General features: G+C 69.2%; 18 protein-coding genes and 1 tRNA gene. 13 read left to right on the top strand and 6 right to left on the bottom strand.

The window, feature by feature from the left end; genetic code table 11:
• Positions 1-27: 27 nt before the first annotated feature.
• The 7 genes from LC438_RS14635 (at position 28) to rpoC (ending at position 13,886) form a co-directional block, all read left to right on the top strand.
• Positions 28-1,701, top strand: a complete 1,674-nt coding sequence (locus LC438_RS14635) for an ABC transporter substrate-binding protein (RefSeq protein WP_105676075.1) — start codon at positions 28-30, stop codon at positions 1,699-1,701.
• Between the two features lie 130 nt (positions 1,702-1,831).
• Positions 1,832-2,836, top strand: coding sequence for an ABC transporter permease (locus LC438_RS14630; protein ID WP_105676077.1), 1,005 nt, complete (start codon positions 1,832-1,834; stop codon positions 2,834-2,836).
• 34 nt (positions 2,837-2,870) lie between these two features.
• Positions 2,871-3,821, top strand: a complete 951-nt coding sequence (locus LC438_RS14625; protein ID WP_105676079.1) for an ABC transporter permease — start codon at positions 2,871-2,873, stop codon at positions 3,819-3,821.
• Positions 3,818-5,488, top strand: coding sequence for an ABC transporter ATP-binding protein (locus LC438_RS14620; protein WP_223587010.1), 1,671 nt, complete (start codon positions 3,818-3,820; stop codon positions 5,486-5,488). Before LC438_RS14625 ends, LC438_RS14620 begins: the two co-directional genes overlap by 4 nt.
• Before the next feature lie 108 nt (positions 5,489-5,596).
• Positions 5,597-6,205 (top strand): hypothetical protein, encoded by a 609-nt coding sequence (locus tag LC438_RS14615; protein ID WP_223587009.1) that lies wholly within the window; start codon positions 5,597-5,599, stop codon positions 6,203-6,205.
• A 218-nt stretch (positions 6,206-6,423) separates the two neighbouring features.
• Complete coding sequence (locus tag LC438_RS14610) at positions 6,424-9,924, top strand: DNA-directed RNA polymerase subunit beta (protein WP_105672635.1); 3,501 nt, start codon at positions 6,424-6,426, stop codon at positions 9,922-9,924.
• 86 nt (positions 9,925-10,010) lie between these two features.
• The gene (rpoC, locus tag LC438_RS14605) at positions 10,011-13,886 is read left to right on the top strand and encodes a DNA-directed RNA polymerase subunit beta' (RefSeq protein ID WP_105672636.1); all 3,876 of its coding nucleotides are present in this window, start codon (positions 10,011-10,013) and stop codon (positions 13,884-13,886) included.
• 189 nt (positions 13,887-14,075) lie between these two features.
• Here rpoC and LC438_RS14600 read toward each other — a convergent pair whose 3' ends face one another.
• The gene (locus LC438_RS14600) at positions 14,076-14,672 is read right to left on the bottom strand and encodes a hypothetical protein (RefSeq protein WP_223587008.1); all 597 of its coding nucleotides are present in this window, start codon (positions 14,670-14,672) and stop codon (positions 14,076-14,078) included.
• An 83-nt stretch (positions 14,673-14,755) separates the two neighbouring features.
• Between LC438_RS14600 and LC438_RS14595 the strand changes: the two genes are divergently transcribed.
• Positions 14,756-15,673, top strand: a complete 918-nt coding sequence (locus tag LC438_RS14595) for a PfkB family carbohydrate kinase (RefSeq protein ID WP_223587007.1) — start codon at positions 14,756-14,758, stop codon at positions 15,671-15,673.
• Between the two features lie 119 nt (positions 15,674-15,792).
• Positions 15,793-15,877, top strand: a tRNA-Tyr gene (locus LC438_RS14590).
• A gap of 124 nt (positions 15,878-16,001) precedes the next feature.
• On the opposite strand, the gene LC438_RS14585 is transcribed toward LC438_RS14590, so the two are convergent.
• From LC438_RS14585 to LC438_RS14565, 5 genes are read right to left on the bottom strand one after another with little or no spacing between them, the layout of a single operon-like run.
• Positions 16,002-17,030, bottom strand: a complete 1,029-nt coding sequence (locus LC438_RS14585) for an ABC transporter substrate-binding protein (RefSeq protein WP_223587006.1) — start codon at positions 17,028-17,030, stop codon at positions 16,002-16,004.
• Positions 17,031-17,067: 37 nt separating this feature from the next.
• The gene (locus LC438_RS14580) at positions 17,068-17,847 is read right to left on the bottom strand and encodes an ABC transporter ATP-binding protein (protein WP_223587005.1); all 780 of its coding nucleotides are present in this window, start codon (positions 17,845-17,847) and stop codon (positions 17,068-17,070) included.
• Positions 17,844-18,974 (bottom strand): iron ABC transporter permease, encoded by a 1,131-nt coding sequence (locus LC438_RS14575; RefSeq protein ID WP_223587004.1) that lies wholly within the window; start codon positions 18,972-18,974, stop codon positions 17,844-17,846. The genes LC438_RS14580 and LC438_RS14575 overlap by 4 nt, the downstream gene beginning before the upstream one ends.
• Complete coding sequence (locus LC438_RS14570) at positions 18,971-20,680, bottom strand: prolyl oligopeptidase family serine peptidase (RefSeq protein WP_223587003.1); 1,710 nt, start codon at positions 20,678-20,680, stop codon at positions 18,971-18,973. The genes LC438_RS14575 and LC438_RS14570 overlap by 4 nt, the downstream gene beginning before the upstream one ends.
• Positions 20,677-21,882: a hypothetical protein gene (locus LC438_RS14565; RefSeq protein WP_223587002.1), complete on the bottom strand. Its 1,206-nt coding sequence runs from the start codon at positions 21,880-21,882 to the stop codon at positions 20,677-20,679. The genes LC438_RS14570 and LC438_RS14565 overlap by 4 nt, the downstream gene beginning before the upstream one ends.
• Positions 21,883-21,998: 116 nt before the next feature.
• Here LC438_RS14565 and amiA point away from each other — a divergent pair, with 116 nt between their 5' ends.
• The 4 genes from amiA (at position 21,999) to LC438_RS14550 (ending at position 25,354) form a co-directional block, all read left to right on the top strand.
• On the top strand, positions 21,999-22,097 hold the full coding sequence (gene amiA, locus LC438_RS18565; protein WP_254408313.1) for a streptamidine family RiPP: 99 nt from the start codon (positions 21,999-22,001) through the stop codon (positions 22,095-22,097).
• Between the two features lie 85 nt (positions 22,098-22,182).
• Positions 22,183-22,983 carry a hypothetical protein gene (locus tag LC438_RS14560; RefSeq protein ID WP_223587001.1) on the top strand — a complete coding sequence of 267 codons (801 nt, stop codon included), beginning with the start codon at positions 22,183-22,185 and terminating at the stop codon, positions 22,981-22,983.
• On the top strand, positions 22,980-23,957 hold the full coding sequence (locus LC438_RS14555) for a CocE/NonD family hydrolase (protein WP_223587000.1): 978 nt from the start codon (positions 22,980-22,982) through the stop codon (positions 23,955-23,957). The genes LC438_RS14560 and LC438_RS14555 overlap by 4 nt, the downstream gene beginning before the upstream one ends.
• The gene (locus LC438_RS14550; protein ID WP_105672644.1) at positions 23,954-25,354 is read left to right on the top strand and encodes a YcaO-like family protein; all 1,401 of its coding nucleotides are present in this window, start codon (positions 23,954-23,956) and stop codon (positions 25,352-25,354) included. The genes LC438_RS14555 and LC438_RS14550 overlap by 4 nt, the downstream gene beginning before the upstream one ends.
• Position 25,355: the final 1 nt, after the last annotated feature.

Raw genomic sequence — 25,355 nt, 5'->3', positions numbered from 1 at the left:
AAGCGCCCCAACAGGGAAGGTCACACCATGCACCACACAGTCACGCGACGGCGGGGTCTCATCGCCGTCACCGGAGCCGCTCTCGCCGCTCTCGTCCTGGCGGGTTGCGTCGCCAGCGAGCGCGGGGACAAGGGCGACACCGCCTCCGGCGACGTCGACGGCACGTTCGTCTTCGCCGCGTCCTCCGACCCGGCGAGCCTCGACCCCGCCTTCGCTCAGGACGGCGAGAGCTTCCGCGTCTCGCGTCAGATCTTCGAGGGTCTCGTCGGCACCAAGCCCGGCACCGCAGACCCGGCTCCGCTGCTCGCGGAGTCGTGGGAGTCGTCCGACGACGGCATGTCCCACACGTTCACCCTCAAGAAGGACGTCACCTTCCAGGACGGCACCCCGTTCAACGCTGAGGCCGTCTGCGTCAACTTCGACCGCTGGTACAACTGGACGGGCCTGGCAGCGTCCGAGGCCTTCGGCTACTACTACAACAAGCTGTTCCACGGCTACGCCTCGACCGCTGCTGACGCTGTCTACAAGTCCTGCACGCCCGACGGCGACGACAAGGTCACGATCGAGCTGAACAAGCCGTTCGCCGGCTTCGTCGCCTCGCTGTCCCTGCCCGCGTTCGCGATGCAGAGCCCCTCGGCGCTGAAGGAGTTCGGCGCAGACGAGGTGTCGGGATCCGCCGAGGCCCCCGTGCTCTCCGAGTACGCCATGGGCCACCCCGTGGGCACCGGTCCCTACCAGTTCGAGGAGTGGGCTCCGGGTGAGCAGGTCACGCTCAAGTCGTACGACGGCTACTGGGGTGACAAGGGCCAGATCGACGAGATCATCTTCCGCACGATCGACGACCCGACCGCACGCCGCCAGGCGCTCGAGTCCGGCTCGATCGACGGTTACGACCTCGTCGGCCCCGCTGATACGAAGGCGCTCTCCGACGACGGCTTCACCATGGTCGCCCGTCCGCCGTTCACCATCCTCTACCTGGCGTTCAACCAGGCGGTTCCCGAGCTGCAGAACCCGAAGGTCCGCGAGGCGCTCTCCTACGCGATCGACAAGGATGCGCTGATCAGCCAGGTGCTCCCCGAGGGCACCAAGAAGGCCATCGAGTTCGTCCCCGAGGTCGTCAACGGCTACAACCCCGACGTCACGACCTACGACTTCGACCCCGAGAAGGCGAAGTCGCTGCTCGCCGAGGCCGGCTACACCGAGGCCAACCCCCTCAAGCTGACCTTCAACTACCCGGTCAACGTCTCGCGTCCGTACATGCCGGACCCCGAGCAGATCTTCACCGTGCTGTCCACGCAGCTCAAGGAGGTCGGCGTCGAGACCACCCCGGTGTCCGAGGAATGGGTCGAGTACCTCGACCGCACCACCGGCACGTCCGACCACGGCATCCACCTGCTCGGCTGGACCGGCGACTACAACGACACCGACAACTTCGTCGGCGTCTTCTTCGGACAGAAGAGCTCCGAGTGGGGCTTCGACAACCCCGAGCTGTTCCAGAAGCTGGCGGACGCCCGTGGCGTCTCCAACCTCGAGGAGCAGAGCAAGCTCTACGAGCAGATCAACGAGGATGTCGCGCAGTTCATCCCCGGTGTCCCGCTCGCGCACCCGGCGCCGACCCTGGCGTTCGACCCCCGCGTGAAGAGCTACCCGGCCAGCCCGGTGAACGACGAGGTCTTCACGGACATCGTCCTCACCAAGTAACGGGCTGACGCCGACAACCGGTCGTTGAGCGAGGAGCGAAGCGACGAGACGAAACGCAGCAGCAGAGACCTGCGGAAGCTGCGTTTCGTCTCGCTTCGCTCGCTCGACGACCGGGTGATAGGAGATCTTCGTGCTGCGCACCATCGGCAGGCGACTGCTGTTCCTCATCCCCACCCTGATCGGCCTCAGCATCCTGCTGTTCGCCTGGGTCAGGGCCCTTCCCGGCGGCCCCGCCGTCGCTCTTCTCGGTGAGAAGGCGACACCGGAGGCCATCGCCAGAGTCAACGAGCTGTACGGCTTCAACCGACCGCTCATCGAGCAGTACTTCGTCTGGGTCGGCCGTCTCCTGCAGGGAGACTTCGGCACCTCCATCCAGACGAACCGACCGGTCGTCGAGGAGTTCTTCCGTCGCTTCCCCGCGACCATCGAGCTCAGCGTGATGGCGCTCATCTTCGCGGTGGGCGTCGGCGTCCCGCTCGGCTACTGGGCGGCCCGCCGCCACGGCAAGCTGAGCGACCACGCCTCGGTCGTTCTGAGCCTCGTCGGCATCACCATCCCGGTGTTCTTCCTGGCCTTCATCCTGAAGTACGTCTTCGCGGTGCAGCTGGGCTGGCTCCCCTCGGACGGGCGTCAGAACCCGCGGATCGACGCGACACATCCCACGGGCTTCTACGTGTGGGACGGCCTCATAACAGGGGAGTTCGACGCCGCCTGGGACGCGATCCTGCATCTCGTGCTGCCCGCCCTCGCCCTCGGCACCATCCCGCTCGCGATCATCGTGCGCATCACCAGGGCGAGCGTCCTGGAGGTGCAGAACGCGGACTACGTGCGCACAGGTCGCGCGAAGGGCGTCGGATCCTCGACGCTGCGCAACCGGTTCATCCTGCGCAACGCCATGCTCCCGGTGATCACGACGATCGGCCTGCAGACCGGTCTGCTGATCTCCGGCGCGGTGCTCACCGAGACGGTGTTCGCCTTCCCCGGCATCGGATCGTTCCTCGCGAGGGCGATCTTCACCAGGGACTTCCCCGTCCTCCAGGGGTTCATCATCTTCATCGCGATCGCGTACGCGCTCATCAACCTCGCGGTCGATGTGTCGTACAGCTTCATCGATCCGAGAGTGCGGGTGCAGTGATGGCCCGGCTCAGCATCCGAAATGAGGTGACGTCATGAGCGTCGCACTCCCACCCGCCCAGGGCGGCGAGATCATCGACACCGTCGCGATCGCCCAGGCGGACCTCAAGGACGGGCCCGGCGGCTTCTGGCGCGACGTGTTCCGCCGCATCCGCCGCAATCCGACCGCCTGGATCGGCGCCGGCATCGTCCTGCTGTTCCTGCTGGTCGCCGCCCTCGCGCCCATCCTCGCTCCGTACCCGGAGACGGCCCTGCCCGGTGCGAAGTTCATCACGCCGACGCACATCCCCGGACCGGGGGAGCTGGCGCAATTCCCGCTCGGGCTCGACCGCTTCGGCGGCGACGTGCTCTCCAAGCTCATCTGGGGCGCCCAGGCGTCGCTGCTCGTCGGCGTCATCTCCACCGTGATGGGTCTCGCCGGCGGCATGCTGCTCGGCCTCCTGGCCGGCACGTTCGGCGGGTGGGTCGACACGCTCATCATGCGCTTCGTCGACATCATCCTGTCGGTGCCGAACCTGCTGCTCGCGGTCTCGATCGCCGCGATCCTCGGGCAGACGCCGTTCGCCGTGATGATCGCGATCGGTGCGGCGAACGTGCCGATCTTCGCGCGCCTGCTGCGCGCGTCGATGCTCCAGCAGCGATCGAGCGACTACGTCCTCTCGGCGCAGACGCTCGGACTCGGCCGCGGTCGGATCACCATGTCGCACGTGCTGCCGAACGCGATCGGGCCGGTGATCGTGCAGGGCACCCTGACGCTCGCCACCGCCGTCATCGACGCGGCAGCGCTCTCGTTCCTCGGACTCGGCGGCGGACGCCCCGAGACGGCGGAATGGGGCCGCATGCTCACCTACGCACAGGATGAACTGGCGATCGCACCGTGGCTGGCGTTCTTCCCCGGCATCTGCATCGCGATCACCGCGCTCGGCTTCACGCTGTTCGGCGAGGCCCTGCGTGAGGCCATGGACCCGAGGACGAGGGCACGATGAACGATCTGAACCAGAGACAGCCGCTGCTCACCGTCGAGGGACTGGCCGTCGACTTCTCGACCATGGACGGCGTCGTGCACGCCGTCGAGGGCGTCGATCTCGACATCGCGGCGGGTGAGACCGTCGCGATCGTGGGGGAGTCGGGGTCGGGCAAGTCGACGACGGCGATGGCCATCATCGGCCTGCTCGCCGGCGGAGGGCGCATCGCCAGCGGCACGATCCGACTCGACGGCAAGGAGATCGGACACGCACCGGAGCACGAGCTGCGGAAGATCCGCGGACGGGACATCGGCCTGGTGCCTCAGGATCCGATGTCGAACCTGAACCCGGTCGCGAAGATCGGCACGCAGGTGGCCGAGACGCTGCTGGCGCACGGTCTCGCGAACAGACAGAACGTGCAGGCGAAGGTCGTCGAGGCACTCACCGCGGCTGGTCTCCCCGATCCGGAGCGGCGGGCGAAGCAGTATCCGCACGAGTTCTCCGGCGGCATGCGGCAGCGCGCGCTGATCGCGATCGGCCTCGCGTGCAAGCCCCGTCTGCTGATCGCTGACGAACCGACCAGCGCCCTCGACGTGACGGTGCAGCAGACGATCCTCGACCAGATCGGGGCGATGACGCGCGAGCTCGGCACGGCCGTGCTGCTCATCACGCACGACCTCGGCCTCGCGGCCGAGCGGGCCGAGCGGGTCGTCGTGATGCACAGGGGCCGGGTCGTCGAGCAGGGGCCGGCGCGGCAGATCCTCGAGGATCCCCAGCATCCGTACACGCAGTCCCTGGTGAAGGCCGCGCCCTCCGTGGCCGCGGCGCGGCTGCGGCCGGAGGCCTTCGTGTCCGCAGCGAAGGAGCGCGAGGAGGAGGCCGAGGCGGAGGCCGCTCCTGTGGACAACATCGTCGAGATCGAGAACCTCACGAAGGTCTACCCCGTCCGGGGGCGGGGCGAGGACTTCGTGGCGGTGAACGACGTCTCGCTCGCGATCCCGCGGGGGGAGACGGTCGCCATCGTGGGCGAGTCGGGGTCGGGCAAGACGACGACCGCGAGGATGCTGCTGAAGGTGATCGAGCCGACGAGCGGCCTGATCCGCTTCGAGGGCAAGGACGTGTCGTCTCTGAGCAAGGCGGAGACGCGCGACTTCCGCCAGCGGGTGCAGCCGATCTTCCAGGACCCGTACTCGAGCCTGAACCCGATGTTCACGATCGAGCGTCTGATCGCCGAGCCCCTCGACTTCTACCGGAGGGGCAGCGGCGCTGATCGCCGCAAGCGCGTCCGTCAGCTCCTCGACGACGTCGCGCTGCCGCAGTCGATGCTGAGGCGGTACCCATCGGAGCTCTCGGGCGGTCAGCGTCAGCGCGTCGCGATCGCGAGGGCGCTCGCGCTCTCGCCGGATCTCATCGTGTGCGACGAGCCGGTGTCGGCGCTGGACGTGCTGGTGCAGGACCAGGTGCTCACGCTGCTGCGCGACCTCCAGAGCGAGTACGGCCTGAGTTATCTGTTCATCTCGCACGACCTCGCGGTGGTGCGGCTCATCAGCGACTACGTGTGCGTGATGAAGGACGGCTCGCTCGTGGAGGCCGCCTCCTCGGAGGAGATCTTCACGAACCCTCGCGATCCGTACACGCGGCGCCTGCTCGCGTCCATCCCGGGCAACGAGCTGAACATCGCGTGCTGAAAGGCTCGCTCTCGAAGACCCCCTGTCGCCCCGGAACGTCGGTCGCGGCAGGGGGTCTTCCGCATCGGCACCAGGCGGACGTCGGATCCTGTGGATAGGCTGAGCGGCATGCGCACCCAGCTCCGTTCCGCCGCCGTCCTGCTCGCCGCGTCGCTCGCGCTCACCGGGTGCTCGTCGGCCATCCCCGCCCCTGCGAGTTCTGACAAGCCGTCGGCGTCGGCATCCGAGTCCTCGGACTCAGGCGCCTCCGAGCTGAGCGCCACGCCGTCGACCGGCCCCGTCATCACGGGATCCGCGTACACGTTCAACGCCCCTGAGGGGTGGTCGGTGCCCACGCAGGAGATCCCGGGCTTCACACCAGACAGCATCGTCGCCGACGTCGCGGATGCCGACGGCTTCGCCGACAACATGAACGTCGTGAAGTCGCCGGCCGGTGTGGTCACCGCCGACCAGGTCGAGTCCGCGGGCGTCGCCGAGCTGAAGGCCGCGGGCGCATCGAACGTGACGGTGAACCCCCGTCAGACCATCGCGGGCTCGGAGGCCGCGCACCTGTCGGCGGAGATGTCCGGCGGCGGCGTGACCGCAGCCATGGAGCAGTACTACCTGAGCAACGACGAGGCGACCTTCGTCGTCACGTTCTCGTTCAACAGCACGGTCGCCCAGGCCGATCGGGTCGCGCTCGCCGAGTCGGTGCTCGCCTCGTGGAAGTGGTCCTGACCCTCGCCTGAGCAGGGGAGCGGATGCCAATACCGCAGCATCCGGAATTGGTCAAGGATTTGACTTGCCATGTCGTGGAATCGCACGTATAGTTGGTAGTTGCGCTCGCTTCTCCGTGCCCTCATATGGTGGTCGGCATTCGTTGAGTTTCAGAGCGCGAACTCCACCTGACGACAAAGGAATCGAGAAGCCCTGCGGGGCTCACGGAGGTTATTCCCTTGGCTGCTGCTCGCAACGCATCCACATCCACCACCACCAAGAACGGACGCGGAGCATCCCGCCTCTCGTTCGCCAAGATCTCCGACACGCTGACTGTCCCCGACCTGCTCGCTCTGCAGACGGAGTCGTTCGGATGGCTCGTCGGCAACGACGCCTGGAAGGCGCGCGTCGCCGAGGCGAAGGCCGAGGGGCGCACCGACGTCAACGAGATCTCGGGCCTCGGAGAGATCTTCGAGGAGATCTCCCCGATCGAGGACCTCGGCGAGACGATGCAGCTCTCGTTCACGAACCCGTACCTCGAGCCGGAGAAGTACTCGATCGAGGAGTGCAAGGAGCGCGGCAAGACGTATGCCGCCCCGCTGTACGTCGAGGCCGAGTTCATGAACCACCTCACGGGTGAGATCAAGACCCAGACGGTCTTCATGGGCGACTTCCCGCTGCAGACCGACAAGGGCACGTTCATCATCAACGGCTCCGAGCGCGTCGTCGTGTCGCAGCTCGTCCGTTCGCCCGGTGTCTACTTCGACAAGACCCCCGACAAGACGTCCGACAAGGACATCGTGTCTGCGCGCGTGATCCCGAGCCGTGGTGCATGGCTCGAGTTCGAGATCGACAAGCGCGACCAGGTCGGCGTCCGCATCGACCGCAAGCGCAAGCAGTCGGTCACCGTCTTCCTCAAGGCCCTGGGCCTCACCAGCGAGGAGATCCTCGCCGAGTTCGCCGGCTTCCCCTCCATCGAGGAGACCCTGGCGAAGGACACCATCGTCACCAAGGAAGACGCGCTCCGCGACATCTACCGGAAGCTCCGTCCGGGCGAGCAGGTCGCCGCCGAGGCCGCCCGCGCGCTCCTGGACAACTTCTACTTCAACCCGAAGCGCTACGACCTGGCCAAGGTGGGTCGCTACAAGATCAACCACAAGCTGGGTCTCGACGCTCCGCTCACCGACTCGGTGCTGACCGTCGCCGACATCGTCGCGACGATCAAGTACCTGGTGCGCATCCACGCAGGCGTCGAGAGCTTCGACGGCATCCGCGGCGGCAAGCAGGCCGAGATCCGCATCGCCACCGACGACATCGACAACTTCGGCAACCGTCGCATCCGCGCGGTCGGCGAGCTGATCCAGAACCAGGTCCGCACGGGTCTCTCCCGCATGGAGCGCGTCGTCCGCGAGCGCATGACCACGCAGGACATCGAGGCCATCACGCCGCAGACCCTGATCAACGTGCGCCCCGTCGTCGCCGCGATCAAGGAGTTCTTCGGAACCTCGCAGCTGTCGCAGTTCATGGACCAGAACAACCCGCTCGCGGGTCTGACCAACAAGCGCCGTCTCTCGGCTCTCGGCCCCGGTGGTCTGAGCCGTGACCGCGCAGGCGTCGAGGTCCGTGACGTCCACCCGTCGCACTACGGCCGCATGTGCCCCATCGAGACCCCTGAAGGCCCGAACATCGGTCTGATCGGTGCTCTCGCGACGTTCGCGCGCATCAACTCGTTCGGGTTCATCGAGACCCCGTACCGCAAGGTCGAGGGTGGCGTCGTCACCGATCGCATCGACTACCTCACGGCATCCGAAGAGGTCGACTTCAACATCGCGCAGGCGAACGCCCCGCTCGACAAGAACGGCCGCTTCCGTGAGAGCCACGTCCTCGCACGCCCCAAGGGCGGCTCGGGCGAGGTGGACCTCTTCCTGCCCGAGGAGATCGGCTACATCGACGTCTCGCCGCGCCAGATGGTGTCGGTCGCGACCTCGCTCGTGCCCTTCCTCGAGCACGACGACGCACAGCGCGCACTCATGGGCGCCAACATGCAGCGTCAGGCTGTGCCGCTGCTTCGCAGCGACTCGCCGCTCGTCGGAACCGGTATGGAGGGCTACACGGCCATCGACGCCGGTGACGTGCTCACCGCCGAGAAGGCCGGTGTCGTCACCGAGGTCTCCGCGGACCGCGTCGTCGTCATGCTCGACGAGGGCGGAACGCAGGAGTACCACCTGCGCAAGTTCGACCGCTCCAACCAGGGCACGTCGTACAACCAGAAGGTCGTCGTCAACGCCGGTGAGCGCGTCGAGGTCGGAGAGGTCATCGCCGATGGCCCCGCCACCGAGAACGGTGAGCTGGCACTCGGAAAGAACCTCCTCGTCGCGTTCATGACGTGGGAGGGCTACAACTTCGAGGACGCGATCATCCTCAGCCAGGACCTGGTGAAGGACGACACCCTCTCCTCGATCCACATCGAGGAGTACGAGGTCGACGCCCGCGACACGAAGCTGGGCAAGGAGGAGATCACCCGTGACCTCCCCAACGTCAGCCCCGAGCTCCTGAAGGACCTCGACGAGCGCGGCATCATCCGCATCGGCGCCGAGGTCCGCCCCGGCGACATCCTCGTCGGCAAGGTCACGCCGAAGGGCGAGACCGAGCTGTCGGCCGAGGAGCGTCTGCTCCGCGCGATCTTCAACGAGAAGAGCCGCGAAGTCCGTGACACCTCCCTGAAGGTGCCCCACGGCGAGCAGGGCACGATCATCGCCGTCAAGGAGTTCAACGCCGAGGACGGCGACGACGAGCTCGGCTCCGGCGTCAACCGTCGCGTCGTGGTCTACATCGCCCAGAAGCGCAAGATCACCGAGGGTGACAAGCTCGCCGGCCGTCACGGCAACAAGGGCGTCATCGCGAAGATCCTCCCGATCGAGGACATGCCGTTCCTCGCGGACGGAACTCCGGTCGACATCGTCCTGAACCCGCTGGGCATCCCCGGTCGAATGAACTTCGGCCAGGTCCTGGAGACCCACCTCGGCTGGATCGCGAAGCAGGGCTGGAAGGTCGAGGGCACTCCGGAGTGGGCTGTGAAGCTCCCGAAGGACGCGTTCGAGGCCGCCCCCGGCACCAAGGTCGCCACCCCGGTGTTCGACGGTGCGAGCGAGGAGGAGATCGCAGGTCTTCTCGACGCGACCACCCCGACCCGCGACGGCGTGCGCCTGATCGACTCGAGCGGCAAGACGCAGCTGTTCGACGGTCGCTCCGGCGAGCCGTTCCCGGCGCCGATCTCGGTGGGCTACATGTACATCCTGAAGCTCCACCACCTGGTCGACGACAAGATCCACGCGCGTTCGACGGGTCCGTACTCGATGATCACCCAGCAGCCGCTCGGTGGTAAGGCGCAGTTCGGTGGACAGCGCTTCGGTGAGATGGAGGTGTGGGCCCTCGAGGCCTACGGCGCCGCGTACGCGCTCCAGGAGCTCCTCACGATCAAGTCCGACGACATCCTCGGCCGCGTCAAGGTGTACGAGGCGATCGTCAAGGGCGAGAACATCCAGGAGCCCGGCATCCCCGAGTCCTTCAAGGTGCTCATGAAGGAGATGCAGTCGCTCTGCCTGAACGTCGAGGTCCTCTCGGCGGACGGCACGGCTGTCAACCTCCGCGACACCGACGACGAGGCCTTCCGCGCAGCGGAGGAGCTCGGAATCAACATCTCCAGCCGCTTCGAGGCCGCCTCGATCGACGAGATCTAAGGTTCTGGCCGCTGCCCTGAGCGTCACGCCAGGGCAGCGGCCCACCTCCCCGATTTCTTCAGAAGAATTCCTACACAGGAGAATTTGTGCTCGAGTCAAACACTTTCGACGAGCTTCGCATCGGCCTGGCCACTGCGGATCACATCCGCGCGTGGTCGTACGGTGAGGTCAAGAAGCCCGAAACCATCAACTACCGCACCCTGAAGCCGGAGAAGGACGGTCTCTTCGGAGAGCAGATCTTCGGCCCCTCCCGCGACTGGGAGTGCGCCTGCGGCAAGTACAAGCGCGTCCGCTTCAAGGGCATCGTCTGCGAGCGCTGCGGCGTGGAGGTCACCAAGAGCTCCGTCCGTCGTGAGCGCATGGGCCACATCGAGCTCGCCGCGCCCGTCACGCACATCTGGTACTTCAAGGGTGTGCCCTCGCGTCTCGGCTACCTGCTCGACATGGCGCCGAAGGACCTCGAGAAGGTCATCTACTTCGCCGCCTACATGGTCATCTCGGTCGACGAGGATGCTCGTCACCGCGACCTGGGCACGCAGGAGAACAACATCCGCCTCGAGCTGAAGACGCTCGGCGACCGCCGCGACTCGAAGATCGCGGAGCGCCTTGCGAAGCTGGAGGAGGAGCTCGCCGCTCTCGAGGCGGAGGGTGCCAAGGCCGACGTCAAGAAGAAGGTCAAGGACGCCGCTGAGAAGGAGATGTCGCTCATCCGCAAGGGTGCCGACGAGGCGATCGCCAAGCTCGAGCGCGTGTGGGAGGACTTCCGCACGCTCGAGGTCGGCGCACTCCGCCCCGAGGACGACGTCTTCCACGAGCTGCAGGACCGCTTCGGCCAGTACTTCGAGGCCTACATGGGCGCCGAGTCGATCCAGCGCCGCCTGGCGGCCTTCGACCTCGCGGCCGAGGCTGAGAACCTGCACCTGCAGATCTCCGAGGGCAAGGGTCAGCGCAAGATCCGCGCGATCAAGCGCCTGAAGGTCGTCAACTCGTTCCTGGAGACCGGCATGAGCCCGGCCGCCATGGTCCTCGACGTCGTCCCGGTGATCCCGCCGGAGCTGCGCCCGATGGTGCAGCTCGACGGTGGCCGCTTCGCGACCTCCGACCTCAACGACCTCTACCGTCGTGTGATCAACCGCAACAACCGTCTTCGTCGTCTGATCGACCTCGGCGCCCCCGAGATCATCGTCAACAACGAGAAGCGGATGCTGCAGGAGGCCGTCGACGCACTGTTCGACAACGGTCGCCGTGGTCGCCCGGTCACGGGTACCGGCAACCGCGCCCTGAAGTCCCTCAGCGACATGCTGAAGGGCAAGCAGGGTCGCTTCCGCCAGAACCTGCTCGGCAAGCGCGTCGACTACTCCGGCCGTTCGGTCATCATCGTCGGCCCGCAGCTGAAGCTGCACCAGTGCGGTCTGCCCAAGCAGATGGCTCTGGAGCTCTTCAAGCCGTTCGTGATCAAGCGCCTGATCGATCTCGGTCACTCGCAGAACATCAAGGCTGCCAAGCGCGCCGTCGAGCGCACCCGTCCCGAGGTCTGGGACGTGCTCGAGGAGATCATCCGCGAGCGTCCGGTGCTGCTCAACCGTGCACCCACCCTGCACCGTCTCGGCATCCAGGCCTTCGAGCCTCAGCTCGTCGAGGGCAAGGCCATCCAGCTGCACCCGCTCGTCTGCGCGGCGTTCAACGCCGACTTCGACGGTGACCAGATGGCTGTGCACCTGCCGCTGTCGGTCGAGGCTCAGGCCGAGGCCCGCGTGCTGATGCTCGCGTCGAACAACATCCTGAAGCCGTCCGACGGCCGCCCGGTGACCCTGCCTTCGCAGGACATGATCATCGGTCTGCACCACCTGACCACGGTCAAGGAGGGCGCAGCCGGTGAGGGTCGTGCATTCGGTTCGGTGGGCGAGGCGATCCTGGCGAAGGACGAGGGCACCCTCGACCTGCAGGCCAAGGTCCGCATCCGCATCCCCGGCCTGACGTTCCTCGAGGGCGACGCTCCCGAGGGCTACGAGCGTCACGGTCTCGTCGACGCCTCGCTGGGTCAGGCGATCTTCAACGACACGCTGCCCAAGGGCTACCCGTTCGTCCGCGAGCAGGCTGACAAGAACAAGCTGTCGCAGATCGTCAACAAGCTGGCCGAGGAGTACCCCAAGGTCGAGACGGCTGCGTCGCTGGACCGCATCAAGGACGCCGGCTTCTACTGGGCCACGCGCTCCGGTGTGACCGTCGCCCTGAGCGACATCCTCACGCCGCCGAACAAGGCGGAGATCGTCGCGGGCTACGAGAAGCAGGCCGCAAAGGTCCAGTCGCAGTACGAGAAGGGTCTCACGACCGACTCGGAGCGTCGCCAGGAGCTCATCAAGATCTGGACCGAGGCGACCGACGAGGTCCAGGCCGCGATGAAGGCGAACTTCCCCGAAGACAACACCATCAACCGCATGGTGTCCTCGGGCGCCCGTGGTAACTGGCTGCAGATCCGCAACATCGCGGGTATGCGAGGCCTGGTGAACAACCCCAAGGGTGAGATCATCCCGCGTCCGATCATCTCCTCGTACCGCGAGGGTCTGTCGGTGGCGGAGTACTTCATCGCGACGCACGGTACCCGTAAGGGTCTGGCCGACACCGCTCTGCGTACCGCCGACTCGGGTTACCTGACCCGTCGTCTGGTGGACGTCTCGCAGGACGTCATCATCCGCGAAGAGGACTGCGGCACGTCGAAGGGCCTCGAGCTCCCGATCGCGGCTGCCAACTCGCAGGGTGAGCTGGTGCGCGACGCGAACGTCGAGAACTCGGTGTTCGCCCGCACGCTGGCCTCCGACGTCGTGAACGCGGCCGGCGAGGTCCTCGCCTCCGCTGGCGACGACGTGGGCGACGTGCTCATCGACAAGCTGGTCGCGGCGGGTGTCGAGACCATCAAGGTGCGCTCGGTCCTGACCTGCGACTCCGCTGTCGGTGTCTGCGCGCAGTGCTACGGCCGCTCGCTCGCGACCGGCAAGACCGTCGACATCGGCGAGGCCGTCGGCATCATCGCGGCCCAGTCGATCGGTGAGCCCGGTACCCAGCTGACGATGCGTACGTTCCACACCGGTGGTTCGGCATCGGCGGATGACATCACCCAGGGTCTGCCCCGTGTCCAGGAGCTCTTCGAGGCTCGTACCCCCAAGGGTGCGTCGCCGATCGCCGAGGCCGATGGACGCATCACGATCGACGAGACCGACAAGGCCAAGAAGGTCATCCTCACGCCCGACAACGGCGACGAGGCAGTGGTCTACCCGGTCCTGCGCCGCGCGACCCTCCTCGTCGAGGACGGGCAGCACGTCACGGTCGGTCAGCCGATCCTGGTGGGCACGCTCGACCCCAAGGAGGTCATGCGCGTCATGGGTGCCCGCGAGGTGCAGCGTTACCTCGTCAACGGCGTCCAGGGTGTGTACCGCTCGCAGGGTGTGCCGATCCACGACAAGCACATCGAGGTCATCGTCCGTCAGATGCTCCGCAAGGTCACCGTCGTCGATCACGCCGACACGACCCTGCTGCCGGGTGAGATGGTCGACCTCAAGCGCTACCAGGCGATCAACCGCGAGGCCGTGGCAGAGGGCAAGCGCCCCGCGTCGGGCCGTCCGGAGCTGATGGGTATCACGAAGGCGTCGCTCGCGACGGAGTCGTGGCTGTCGGCCGCATCCTTCCAGGAGACGACCCGCGTGCTCACGCAGGCCGCCATGGAGGGCAAGCGCGACCCGCTGGTCGGTCTCAAGGAGAACGTCATCATCGGTAAGCTCATCCCCGCCGGAACTGGTCTCTCGAAGTACCGCGACGTCACGGTCGAGGCCACCGAGGAAGCCAAGAGCGAGCGCTACCCGAACCGGATCTTCGCATCCGACGGCGCGTACGCGGACGGCGACTTCGGCTACGTCGACTTCGACGCGTTCTCGACGGACGACATCACGCCGGGCACGTATAACTGACGTGCTGAGTGAGTGAGAAGGCCCCGGGCGATTCGCCCGGGGCCTTCTTCGTGCTCGGCGCGCCGTGAGGGGTCGGGAATCGTCGCCTCACGCGCCCCCGATCCGGCTTTCTCTGACTCCTCAGGTCGGATCGGACGCGCGAGAGCGAGCGGCGCGGGAGATCGGCCGGCGCGGGAGAGCGAGCGGGACTCAGTCGAAGAGCTTCGCGATGATGCTGGACGTGTAGCCGCTGGGGGCGAGGTTCGAGTACCGGGTGTCGATGAGCACGTCGTCGCGCCAGAACAGCGTGCGACCGTCGGTGACCGGGTACTGCGCGTTGGGCCAGGTCTTCTCACAGCGGGTGCCGTCGTCGGGCGTGAAGCAGCTGAAGCCCTCGTCGGACACGAGGCCGTTGAGCAGGTCGAGCGCGGGGCCGCGGTTCATGCGGGAGATCGTGGTGACCAGGCTCGTCGTGTCGGCGCCCGGGTCGGCCCAGATGCAGGTGAGGGTGCCGTTGGATCCGACGCCGGACGGGCCGAACGCCGCGTCGTTGAGCGGCACGCCGTCGAGCTGGGCGAGGACGTCGGCCGACAGGATCGCCCGGCAGTCGGTGGGCAGGGCGACGGATTTCGTCGTCGCGGTCGGGGAGGGGGATGCCGTGGGCGACGGCTTTCCGGACTCCTCTGCGGAGGAGGACGGCTTCGGGCTGCCGCTCGCTCCGCCGCCGCTGGACGCCGCGGGTCCGCATCCGGCGAGGACGGAGATGAGGAGCAGCGCGGCGGCTCCTGCGGCGATTCGAGCGTTCATGCGCTCACCGTACCGTCAGGAGTCGCCGGAGCGATACGGGACACAGCGTGTGCGTCGGAGGACGGCGCGGTAATGTCGGCGGGATGAGCACTGATTCTGCGGCTGAAGGACGCGTCGTCGTCATCGGCGATGCGCTGATCGACGAGATCCGCGATGGCGGCAACGTCCGCGAACTGGTCGGAGGGGCCGCGTTGAACGTGGCGGTGGGGCTGCGCCGGTTGGGGGTGCCGACGACGCTGATCGCGATGGTCGGCGATGACGAGCCGGGAGCGCACATCCGCGAGTATCTCGCCGACCACGACGTGCGGCTGATCGCGAGCACCGCACCGCACGGGTCCTCCCGGGCGATCGTCACCCGCTCGGCCGAGGGCGAGCCGCAGTACGTCTTCAACGAGGCGGCGCAGCAGCGCAGCATCCGCTACTCCGACGAGGCCAGGGAGGCGATCTCCCGGGCCGATCTCGTGGTGGTCAGCTGCTTCCCGTTCGACGTGCCGGCGGAGGCCGACGCGTTCGTGGAGGCGGTCACGGGCGCGCGTCTCGCCGTCGACCCGAATCCCCGGGCGGGCATGCTGAGCGACCGGGACGAGTTCGTGCGCGGATTCGAGCGCGTCGCCGCCGACGCGGCGATCGTGAAGGTCGGGGCGGATGACGCAGCCTTGCTGTACGACGGCGACCTCGATGCGCTGCGTGCGAGACTGCGAGGTCTCGGCGCGCGGGCGGTGCTCGCGACGGCGGGGTCTCAGGGCGCGGTGATCGAGTCGGATGCCGGCGTCGTCAGCGCCCCGATCTCGACGCTTCCCGGTCGGGTCGTCGACACCGTGGGGGCGGGCGATGCCACTCTCGCCGCAGTGGCCGCTGGTCTCGTGGCGGGAGAATCCGACTGGGCTGCGCTGCTGCGCAGAGCGATGGACGTGGCCGCCGCGACCTGCCGCATGGAGGGCGGGTTGCTGTGCACTCCGGAGTCGCTGGCCGACGCGGACCGCGGCGTGTACGGGAGCTGAAGAGCCGGCTCGGACGACCGGGGACCCGCCTCGATTCTCGATTTCTCTCCCCACGTTCCGACCGGTATGATTGACACTCGTGCCCCCGGTTGGCTGTCGAAGTTGGACGGGTGCGCAATGGCGAGTTACCCAAGCGGCCAAAGGGATCTGACTGTAAATCAGACTGCACTGCATTCGGGGGTTCGAATCCCTCACTCGCCACCACATGAAGGGCCTCGCGAAGCGGGGCCCTTCGTTCATGCGTAGGGCGGACCGAGCAGCGAGCTACCCCGCATCGCCCCCGCCCTCGCCATGCGGCGCCCCGCCGGGGAGCGCCGCACGGGATCACCTACGACGTAGGCGTCTCGAAGGTCGCGTCGGGGTAGAGGCCCTCGGCGATCTGCCTGACCGCGGAGACGTTGCCGAGCGTGCCGGGGAACATGTCCGTGGCGGGCACGGCGATGAGTCGTCCGTCGCGCACCGCTGGCATGTCGGGGAAGGTCGCCGAGAGGTACGCGCGGACCGCCGATTCGTGCGCGGGGTCCGACACCGCGAAGACGAGAGCGTCGGGGGCTTCGGCGGCGAGCGACTCCGGCGTGATCTCGGCGGCGAAGAAGTCCGAGAACGCGGGGTCGTCGGGGGTGAACACGTTGTCAGCCCCTGCGCGGTGCAGGATGTCGTACTCGATGCCGGCTCCGATGGCCGTCAGGGTCGTGCCCTCGACGAAGACCTGCGCCACGCGGGGCCGGTCGCGGCCGTCGATCGCAGCATCCACCGCGGCGAGCTCAGCCCGGGACGAGGCGATGAGGTCGTCGGCCTCGCCCTCGACGTGGAAGATCGTGCCGAGGTTCTTCAGGTCGGTGAAGAGGTCGTCGACCGTGCCCTCCATGCGGCGGTCGAAGCATCCTCCGGTGGCCGTGTAGGCGGCGACGCCGGCCTGGGTCAGCTGCTCGATGCTGGCGAAGCCCTGTTCGGCGGTGAACTCGTACGTGGTCGGCGAGTACACGAAGTCGGGCTGGACGGCGAGCAGCTCCTCGCGGCTCGGCGGGGTGTCTCCGCCGATGACGGGCACATCGGCCGCCAGGCCGGCGACGTCGTCGGGCAGCTCCTGCGCCGTGGCCTGGGCCTGTCCGACGAGGCGATCGGCGAGGCCGAGCCGCAGCAGCAGCTCCGTCTGCGACGGGTGCAGTCCGACGACCGCGGTGGGCGTCGACGGGATCTCGACCGTGCGGCCGCAGTTCTCGATCGTGACGGCATCCGTCGAGGTGGTCGGCGCGGCTCCCGACGTCACGCCGGTGCCGCATGCGGCGAGTGCGAGGGATCCTGCTCCCACCGCGACGGCGGCGAGCAGGCGGATGCTTCGGGTTCGGGGTGTCATTCTCTCTTCTTCTCCTTCTGAGGGGTCGGATGCGGGTTCAGCGGTCGCTGGGCCCGCGGGGGTGGAAGGTCATCGCCCTGGCGCCGGTGTCGACCTCGACGGCGATGCGCGCGGTGACGTGGAACACCTCGTCGACCAGGGCAGGGGTGAGCACGGCATCCGGAGGGCCGAAGGCCACGATCCTTCCCTCGTCGAGCACCGCGACGTCATCGCAGAACGCCGCGGCGATGTTGAGGTCGTGGAGCGCCGCGATGACCGTGGTGCCGAGCCCGCTGACGACGCGCATGAGGTCGAGCTGGTGCGCGATGTCGAGGTGGTTGGTCGGCTCGTCCAGCACGAGGATCTCGCCGCTCTGAGCGAGCGCGCGCGCGAGCATGACCCGCTGGCGCTGGCCTCCGGAGAGTCGGCGCACGAGGCGGTCGCCGAGTTCGTGCACGTCGGCCGTGCGGAGGGCGTCGTCGACGATGCGCAGGTCGTCAGGAGTGTCGCGGCTGAACGGCGGCCGGTGCGGCGAGCGTCCGACGAGGACGGTCTCCCGCACGGTCAGATCGAACTCGGAGGGCGAATCCTGCAGCATGACCGACACGGTGCGGGCGAGCGCGCGAGGGGCCATGAGCGAGACGTCTGCGCCGTCGATCTCGACCCGCCCGCGGTGCGGACGCCGCCCGCTGAACAGGGTGCGCAGAAGGGTCGACTTGCCGCTGCCGTTCGGACCGAGGAGCCCCACGATGCGTCCGGTGCCGACCTCGAGGTCGATCCCGTGGAGCACCGTGCGGCCGCCGCGCACCACGCTGACGTCGTCGAAGAGGACGGTCATCGGTCGAACCCCGCCCGCTCGCCGCCGCTCCGCATCAGCCAGAGGAAGAAGGGCGCCCCGACGAACGCGGTGAGGATGCCGAGAGGGATCTCCGTCGGCGCCGCCACCGTGCGGGCGAGCAGATCGGCCACCATGAGGAACAGCGCGCCGCCGAGGATCGTGACCGGGAGCATCCGACGATGGTCGGAGCCGACCAGGAGGCGGGCCATGTGCGGCACGACGAGACCGACGAAGCCGATGCCCCCGCTCACCGCGACGATCGCGCCGGTCAGGAGCGACGCGAAGATCAGCAGCAGCCCGCGCACCCGTGTGGTCCGCACGCCGACGGCCAGGGCCGACTCGTCGCCCGCGAGAAGCGCGTTCATCGACCGCGACAGTCCGAGCGCGGCGATGACGGCGACGCCGAGGGCGGCGGCGGGGATCGCCAGCGACGACATGTCGGCGGCGGAGACGCTGCCGAGGAGGAAGAACATGACGCTGACGACGTTCTGGGCGTCGGTGGTCAGCGTGAGGTAGCTCGTCACGGCGCTCAGCAGCGAGCCGAGCGCGACGCCCGCGAGGATCATCCTCGTCGGCGACAGCTCTCCGCGGATGCGGGCGAGGGCGGCGACGAGCACGCACGCGACGACCGCGCCCACGAAGGCCGCTCCGCTCATCGTGAGGCCGAGGAAGGTGGCGCCGCCGGAGACGATCACCAGCACGGCGCCGACGCTCGCCCCGGAGGAGACGCCGAGGATGTACGGCTCGGCGAGCGGGTTGCGCACCACCGCCTGCATCATCGCCCCGGCGAGGGCGAGCCCAGCGCCCGAGAGCCCGGCGAGGAGCGAGCGCGGCAGCCGGAACTGCCACACCGCCTGATCCTGCAGCGGCGTGAGCGTGCCGTCGGTCATCCACGGCATGCCGGGGAGGAGATGGCCGATCACGATCTTCGCGGCGTCGACGGGGGAGACGGAGACGGGGCCGACGGCCGCGGAGAACACGAGGACGAGCAGGGAGAGCACGGCGGCCGTGGTCACCGTCGCACCGACGGGGAGCGTCCGACCGCGACGACGCCGTCTCGGCTCAGGGCGGGAGGACGGGCTGCTCCGACCGGAGCTCTCCATCGTGGTGTCGGCGGATGCGGTCATCGTGCGTCTCCTGTCGTGACGTCGGCGGCGAACTCGAGCACGGCGAGGCCCATCTCGTGCAGCACGGTCTGCTCGTTCGCCCCGTGCCCGGCATCCGCCGCCGTCCAGGTCCGGGCGGATCCGCCCGCGCGTCGCAGCGCCGCGGTCATCCGATGCGTGTCGCGGGCGAGGACTCTCGTGTCCTGTCCGAGCACGATCCCCAGGTACGCCGGAACCGTCGCGCCGATCTGCAGCGCCTCGGCTCGGGCGAGGGGCGAGAGCGCACGGAGCCGCTCGCGGGCTTCCGCGGCGCCGTCGTCGCCGAACTCCGCTCGCCAGCGCGACCCGAGCGGATGCTCGTCGAGGGCGAGCAGATCGAGCGGAGCAGCCGTGGTCGCGAATCCTGCGCACAGGTCGGGATGCCGCAGCGCACACGCGGCCGCGACGACACCGCCCAGCGAGGCTCCGACGAGGACGAGAAGATCGGGGCGGGTGACACCGCTGCGGATGAGACCGCGCGCGATGTCGGCGAGGTCGGCGACCGTTCGCGTCTTGCGGGCGCCGTGGCCCGCGTCGCGCCAGGCCTCTCCGCGCTCGCCACCGCCCCGGAGCTGCGCCGTCGCATACGCACCCCCGTGCGCGATCCAGGCGGAGACGGTGGGCTCGTAGACCGGGAGATGAGGGATGCCGAAGCCGCCGTAGCAGGTGAGGAGCAGCGGCAGCGGGCCCTCCGCGCCCGACGGGACGGTGACATGGACCGACAGGGTCTCGCCGTCGTCGGCGGGGAGGTCGTACCGGGTGGTGGTCCCGGGCAACGCGGCGACAGCGGGGAGGCTCGTGCAGCCCTGCGGCATCCGCTCCACGATCCGTGGCGGGGTGAGCGGGCCCTCGACCGAGAGGCGCAGCACGCCGTCGTCGACGCCGATCTCCGTGACGGTGAGGGCGTCGGCGGCCGACGATGCGGCCTCCGTGCGACCGACCTCGACGCCGTCGTGGAGGTCGATGAGCACGCTGCACCCCTGAGCGACCGCGAGCACGACGACCCGGTCGCCGTGCACCGTGGCGTCGATGATCTGCACCAGCGGATCGCTCCAGCGCCAGAGCGCGGTTCCGTCGAGACCCACGGCGTCGAGCCCTCCGTCGTGATGGACCAGCACCGCGTCGGCGAGCGGCCATGCGCGCCGCAGCGCCGGCCATCGGCCCAGAGTCGTCTCCGTCGCGCGGTCGCTGAGCCTCGTGCCCCCGGCGAGGCTGCGGGCGAGCAGGCCGCGCGTGCCGCCGGGGAACAACCGCACGCGCGTCCCGGGGGCGAGGGCAGTCGACTGCACCGCACCGGTCTCGACGTCGAGGGAGACGAGAGCGTCGTCTCGGCTCGCGACGACGTCGAGGGAGCGCGAGTCCGGTGTCCACAGCACGGTGTCGTAGCGGAGACGGATGCCGGGGTGCGGATGCATCGTGCCGGAGGACGCGTCCACGATGCCGAGGACGGCGTTCTCGTCGGCGGAGGGAGCCCACTCGACGGCGATGAGGCGGCCGTCGGGCGAGGGGTGGATCCGCTGCAGGTGGCCGTCTGGCTCGATCACCGGGGTGCCGTCGAGCCGATGGATGCCGCGTCGAGGGCTGCCGTCTCGGCGGCCCAGCACGAAGCCTCCGATGGGGAGCCCCGGCCGACCGTGGTGCTCGGCGCGGGACAGGGCGGCGTCGAGCACCGCACGGTGTGCGCTCATCGGCCGACCAGATCGTTCACGCGGTCGTCGTCGCCGGCCCACAGGAGGTGACCGCCTTCGTCGAGGGCGGTGGGGACCGCGATCGTGGTGATCTCTTGTTCGTCGATCAGGTGGATCACGCCGTCGCCGCCGCTGGTGACCGCGATGGCGCCGGTCAGCGGATCGATCGCGATCGATCGGCGCTGCGCCGCCTGTCCGTCGACGCCGTCCCACGGCATCCGTCCGGCCTGTGGCGGGTGCGTCATCGGGGGGAGCGGGACGATCCGGGAGATGCGCGCCTGTTCCCGATCGATCACGACCATCGCGTCGCCGTCGGGGTGGATGACGGCGACGGCGGCGACACCCGCGGCGAGGGCGAACCGGAACGCGAGCCCTGGCGGGAGGGCGACCGCCGTGGAAGCCCCGGATGCGAGGTCGATCTCGACGAAGGTGTTGGTCCATTCAGGCCACGCTCCTGGCGACGCCGGCCCACCGCGCACGATGCCCGTGACGCGCCCGGTGTCGCCGGCGAGGCGCAGGTAGAACGCGCGACCCTCGACGGGCCAGCGGATGATGCCGATGGCCCGGGGCGCCCCGCGGTCGACGATGAAGCGTTCGAGGCCGCGGCCGGTCGCGACGCCGACGACGCCGGACGCGGGGTCGACGACATCGCCGTGACCGTCGGGTGCGAGGTCGTCGAGGAGCGCACCACGGAGCACCGGCGCGTGCGGCCCCACGTCGAGCGCCGAGGCCAGCGGCAGCGCCTCGACGGCGCCGGGCTCGCGGTGGCGGAGCACGATCATCGCGTCGCCCGATGCCTGGTCCGGCGCGATGACGACGCCCGGCTCTCCGGTGCGGACGCGGAATCGCGCAGAGGATCCGGCCGCGAGGTCGACGACCGACACGAGGTCGCTCCAGGCTGCCTCGTTCATCCCCAGGCCCGATGTGACCACGACGTGCCGACCCGATGCGTCGCAGGCGAGGTGCTCGGCGGGGATGGCGATCGGGATGCGGCGGACCTCCCCGGCGCCTCCGACGACGAGGGCGCCTCCGCGATCGTCCGCGAAGGCCCACCGTCCCGATGCGCCGGCGGGGAGACGGAGGAAACCCGAATGTTCGGCGAGCCAGGCGTCGGCGACGACGACACGCCGAGAGCCGTTCTGGATCTCGTAGACGATTCCGGCCCGGTGATCAGCGGCGAGGAGGGGGAGCGAAGAGGACATGGGGGTCAGCCTAGTAGATATTGAGAATCATTATCATTTAGGGTCGTCAGTGTTCACACACCGTGAACCCCTCTCCGCCGATCGCGGAGCGGACCACCTCACAGAAGGAGCACGAAATGGAAAAGCAGATCCTCGCAGAGATCGAAGAGTCCGAGCAGCTGGCGCACCTGTCGGCGACGCACTCGAACGCGCTGGTCGAGAACCCCTTCGACTGACCGCGGATCCTTCCGCCGCGCTTCCGAGCGCACTCAACCCCGGCCGGGCGTCCTCGCCCGGCCGGGCCCACCCTCGAGAGGATCCATGACCGCCGAATCCCGCATCCATCCGCTCCCCGGCACCGGGGCGCACCTCGTCTCGGGCGCCGACGGCCGACACCGGGTCAGGCTGCGCACCGGGCGCCTCACGCTTCTCGATGCGCCGCCCGACGGACTGGTCGCCGCCATCGAGAGCGGGCCGGACGGAGACGGTGCGGACTACCTCCATCGACTGACCGAGGAGGTGCGGACGCGGGAAGCTGAAGACGCCAGCCGCCGCTGGCCGACCGCGCGTCGTGCCGTCTGCCTCCTCGGCTCCGACCCGATCCTGGATGAACTGGGTGGCGCCCTCGCCGCGTGGGGAGCGGCGGTCACCCGTCTTGACGCCGATGAGGAGCCCCCGCAGGACGCGGCCCTCGTGATCGCGTACGCCGACGACGCGCGGGGTCGCCGGCGGTGGCCGCATCACGACCTGCTGCCGCGGCGCGGCGTGGCCTGGCTTCGCGCGCACCGCGACGGCGAATGCGTCCTCATCGAACCTCTCGCCCTCGACGGCGACGACCCCACCTCCGTGCAGGTCGCCACGAGACGCGTGGCGGCGAGCAGCGCGCCGACCGCGACTGAGGCCTGGCACCGGGCGGCGCCGCCGGCGAGTGCACCCGTCGATGACGCCACGCGGGTGCTCGTGCTGGGGCGACTGCTGCAGATCGCGGCCGCGTGGGCGCAGGACGACCCCTCGCTCGACCGGCTGCGCACGACCCTGTGGAAGCTGGTGCCCGCGCTCGGCGCCGTCACCGAGCACACGGTGCTCGCGTATCCCGCGGCCCCTGAGCGCGTGATCCGATGACGCCGCCGCGCGACGCCCGCAGGCACGACGTGGTCGCCCCCGACGGCGTGCTCCTGCGCGGATGGGTCTGGGAGCCGGAGGAGCCGAGGGGGACGGTGCTCATCCGCACGCCGTACGGTGCCTGGCGGCACGGCGCCACCGCGAAGGCCTGGACGCGACGGGGCTACCGCTGCGTCATCCACGACGTCCGTGGCCGCCACTCCTCCGAGGGGGACTGGCACCCCTATCTCGCCGAACGCAGCGACGGCCGAGCCGTCGTCGAGGCGATCAGAAGCGACGAGCCGGGGCTCCCCGTCGTGCTGTCCGGCGGTTCATACGCCGCGCACACCGCGCTCGAAGCGGCCAGGGTCGTCGATGTCGACGCGCTGGTGCTCCTCGTCCCCGCGCTCGGCCTCGCCGAGACCGCGTGGGATGAACACGGAGAGCCGCAGCTCCTCCACCGCATCGGCTGGTGGCACCAGCACGGGCGCGGATCCCGGTCTCTGCCGCCGCTCGCCGACGAGGAGCTCGCCGCGCGCGTGAACAGGGCGAGAGAGGTGGGCGTGCATCGCGCCGCCGAGGAATGGGGATGGACGCACGACGTCCTGTCGGGATGGCGGCGCCTCTGGTCCGCCCCTCCGGTCGACCTGGCTCGCGCCTACGGTGCGATCCGGGCGTCCCTGCTCCTCATCCGCGGCGACCACGACTTCTTCTTCGCCGACGCCGGTCGACTCGCCGATGCGTGGAGTGCCCGCATCCGCGTGGTCGACGGCCCCTGGGGGCATCGGCTGGCCGACGACATCGTCGACGACGACGTGCGATCCCGGCTGCGCAGCGCCGGGGGGATCGGCGGCGTGCTCGACGACTGGTTGGCCGAGAACGGCCTGCCCTCGGCGTCTCCCGCTCCCGCCGCCCCTGACGGGCACCGGGCCCGCCGCACCCGATCCGCCTTCGACGCCGACGCCGGTCGTTGGCGACACGAGAGGACAGCATGACCAGCGACACCCTGCACCGCACCCCCGGGCGACCCACCCTGACGGCCGAGGTCCTGGTCGACCCGGAGACCGGGATCATCCGCTCCGTGCGGGAGGTCCCGCATCCGTCCGGTGCACCGGACCGATACCTCGCGCTCACGGCATCCGTCGCCGACGCGCGCATCCTCGGCGAGTGGCCGGCCGACCGCGTCTCACTCGGCACGTCCTTCGGAGACCGCGCTCAGGCGCGCATCGCCGCCATTGGCGAGGGCGTCGAGCGGTACTGCGGCAACTGGCTGCCGGATGTCCTTCCACCCGGCGAGCTGCGCGTCACCACGGCGCAGGAGCTGCGAGCACAGGGGGAGGCGGTCCTCGACGAGTCCGCGCTGCCCCGGTTCGCCGACTGGCAGCTCGATCGGCCGGGCTTCCCGTATCAGCGGCTGCTCCCCGACACCCCGACGCTGTGGGCGAGGTGCGACGAGCTCGGCGGCGGATCCGTCTGGGTGCCGGACGCCCTCGTGCACCTGAACTGGCGGCAGTCCCGGTTCCGCGCGCTGCCCCGGACGCACCACCTGAACTACGCCGGTATCGCCACCGGCGACGGGGTCGACGATGCGCGCGACAGGGGAGTGCTCGAGGTCGTGGAGCGCGATGCGCTGGAGGTCTGGTGGCACCTCGACGGCCCCGCGTTCGGCATCGACCCCGCCACCGTCCCCGGTCTGCTCGACGACCTGCGGGGCAGCAGCCTGCGCGTGTGGCTCGTTGCGATGCCGTCGGAGTTCGCCCCCGCGATCGGTGCGCTCGTGCACGACGAGGAGCGCGGCCTGTACGCGGCCGGGTTCTCCGCAGCCCTCGAGCCGGAGCGCGCCGCACGCAAGGCGGTGCTGGAGGCCGTGCACACGTGGATCTACACGCAGGGCTGCACTGCGGCCGACGGGTGGGTGTTCCGTGCTGTCGCCGAGGGGCTGATGGCGAAGGGCCTCACGCTCGACCACCGCCCCGACGCGGACTACACGACCGCGGCGGGCCCGCAGTACGAGAACGTGATCGATCTCGGCGCGCACGTGCAGGTGTGGCTCGATCCCGCCGTGCACGGCGAGGCGCGCCGGTTCCAGGCGCCCGTGCAGGGAGTGCGCCCGCTGAGCGCGATGTCTGCGGTGACGATGGACGAGGTCTATCGGCGACTGCGCGAGCGGGGGCATCGGGTGCTCACGCGCGACCTCACCACCTCCGACGTACGGCGCACGCACCTGCGGGTGGTGCGCTCGATCGTCACGGGGTTCGTGCCCAACGCGCCCGCCGCGTTCTCCTATCTCGGGATGCCGCGGTTCAGGGCCGCCGCGGAGGAGCGCGGCTGGCGCACGACCTGGACCGGGGGACCGGAGGACTTCACGCTCCTCCCGGCCCCGCACATGTGAG

The sequence above is a fragment of the Microbacterium sp. OVT16B genome (assembly GCF_019969705.1).
GTDB classification, from domain to species: Bacteria; Actinomycetota; Actinomycetes; order Actinomycetales; family Microbacteriaceae; genus Microbacterium; species Microbacterium natoriense.
Note: the sequence above shows the minus strand (reverse complement) of the source record. Positions and strands in the feature narration are given on the sequence as shown.

Bases quoted from the DNA above. Each gene is read 5' to 3' on its own strand.
- LC438_RS14635 (WP_105676075.1), top strand. From the start codon at position 28: ATGCACCACACAGTCACGCGACGGCGGGGTCTCATCGCCGTCACCGGA.
- LC438_RS14615 (WP_223587009.1), top strand. From the start codon at position 5,597: ATGCGCACCCAGCTCCGTTCCGCCGCCGTCCTGCTCGCCGCGTCGCTC.
- LC438_RS14575 (WP_223587004.1), bottom strand. From the start codon at position 18,974: ATGACCGCATCCGCCGACACCACGATGGAGAGCTCCGGTCGGAGCAGC.
- LC438_RS14580 (WP_223587005.1), bottom strand. From the start codon at position 17,847: ATGACCGTCCTCTTCGACGACGTCAGCGTGGTGCGCGGCGGCCGCACG.
- LC438_RS14600 (WP_223587008.1), bottom strand. From the start codon at position 14,672: ATGAACGCTCGAATCGCCGCAGGAGCCGCCGCGCTGCTCCTCATCTCC.
- LC438_RS14620 (WP_223587010.1), top strand. From the start codon at position 3,818: ATGAACGATCTGAACCAGAGACAGCCGCTGCTCACCGTCGAGGGACTG.
- LC438_RS14595 (WP_223587007.1), top strand. From the start codon at position 14,756: ATGAGCACTGATTCTGCGGCTGAAGGACGCGTCGTCGTCATCGGCGAT.
- LC438_RS14625 (WP_105676079.1), top strand. From the start codon at position 2,871: ATGAGCGTCGCACTCCCACCCGCCCAGGGCGGCGAGATCATCGACACC.
- LC438_RS14570 (WP_223587003.1), bottom strand. From the start codon at position 20,680: ATGAGCGCACACCGTGCGGTGCTCGACGCCGCCCTGTCCCGCGCCGAG.
- LC438_RS14555 (WP_223587000.1), top strand. From the start codon at position 22,980: ATGACGCCGCCGCGCGACGCCCGCAGGCACGACGTGGTCGCCCCCGAC.
- LC438_RS14585 (WP_223587006.1), bottom strand. From the start codon at position 17,030: ATGACACCCCGAACCCGAAGCATCCGCCTGCTCGCCGCCGTCGCGGTG.
- LC438_RS14550 (WP_105672644.1), top strand. From the start codon at position 23,954: ATGACCAGCGACACCCTGCACCGCACCCCCGGGCGACCCACCCTGACG.
- LC438_RS14565 (WP_223587002.1), bottom strand. From the start codon at position 21,882: ATGTCCTCTTCGCTCCCCCTCCTCGCCGCTGATCACCGGGCCGGAATC.
- amiA (WP_254408313.1), top strand. From the start codon at position 21,999: ATGGAAAAGCAGATCCTCGCAGAGATCGAAGAGTCCGAGCAGCTGGCG.
- LC438_RS14560 (WP_223587001.1), top strand. From the start codon at position 22,183: ATGACCGCCGAATCCCGCATCCATCCGCTCCCCGGCACCGGGGCGCAC.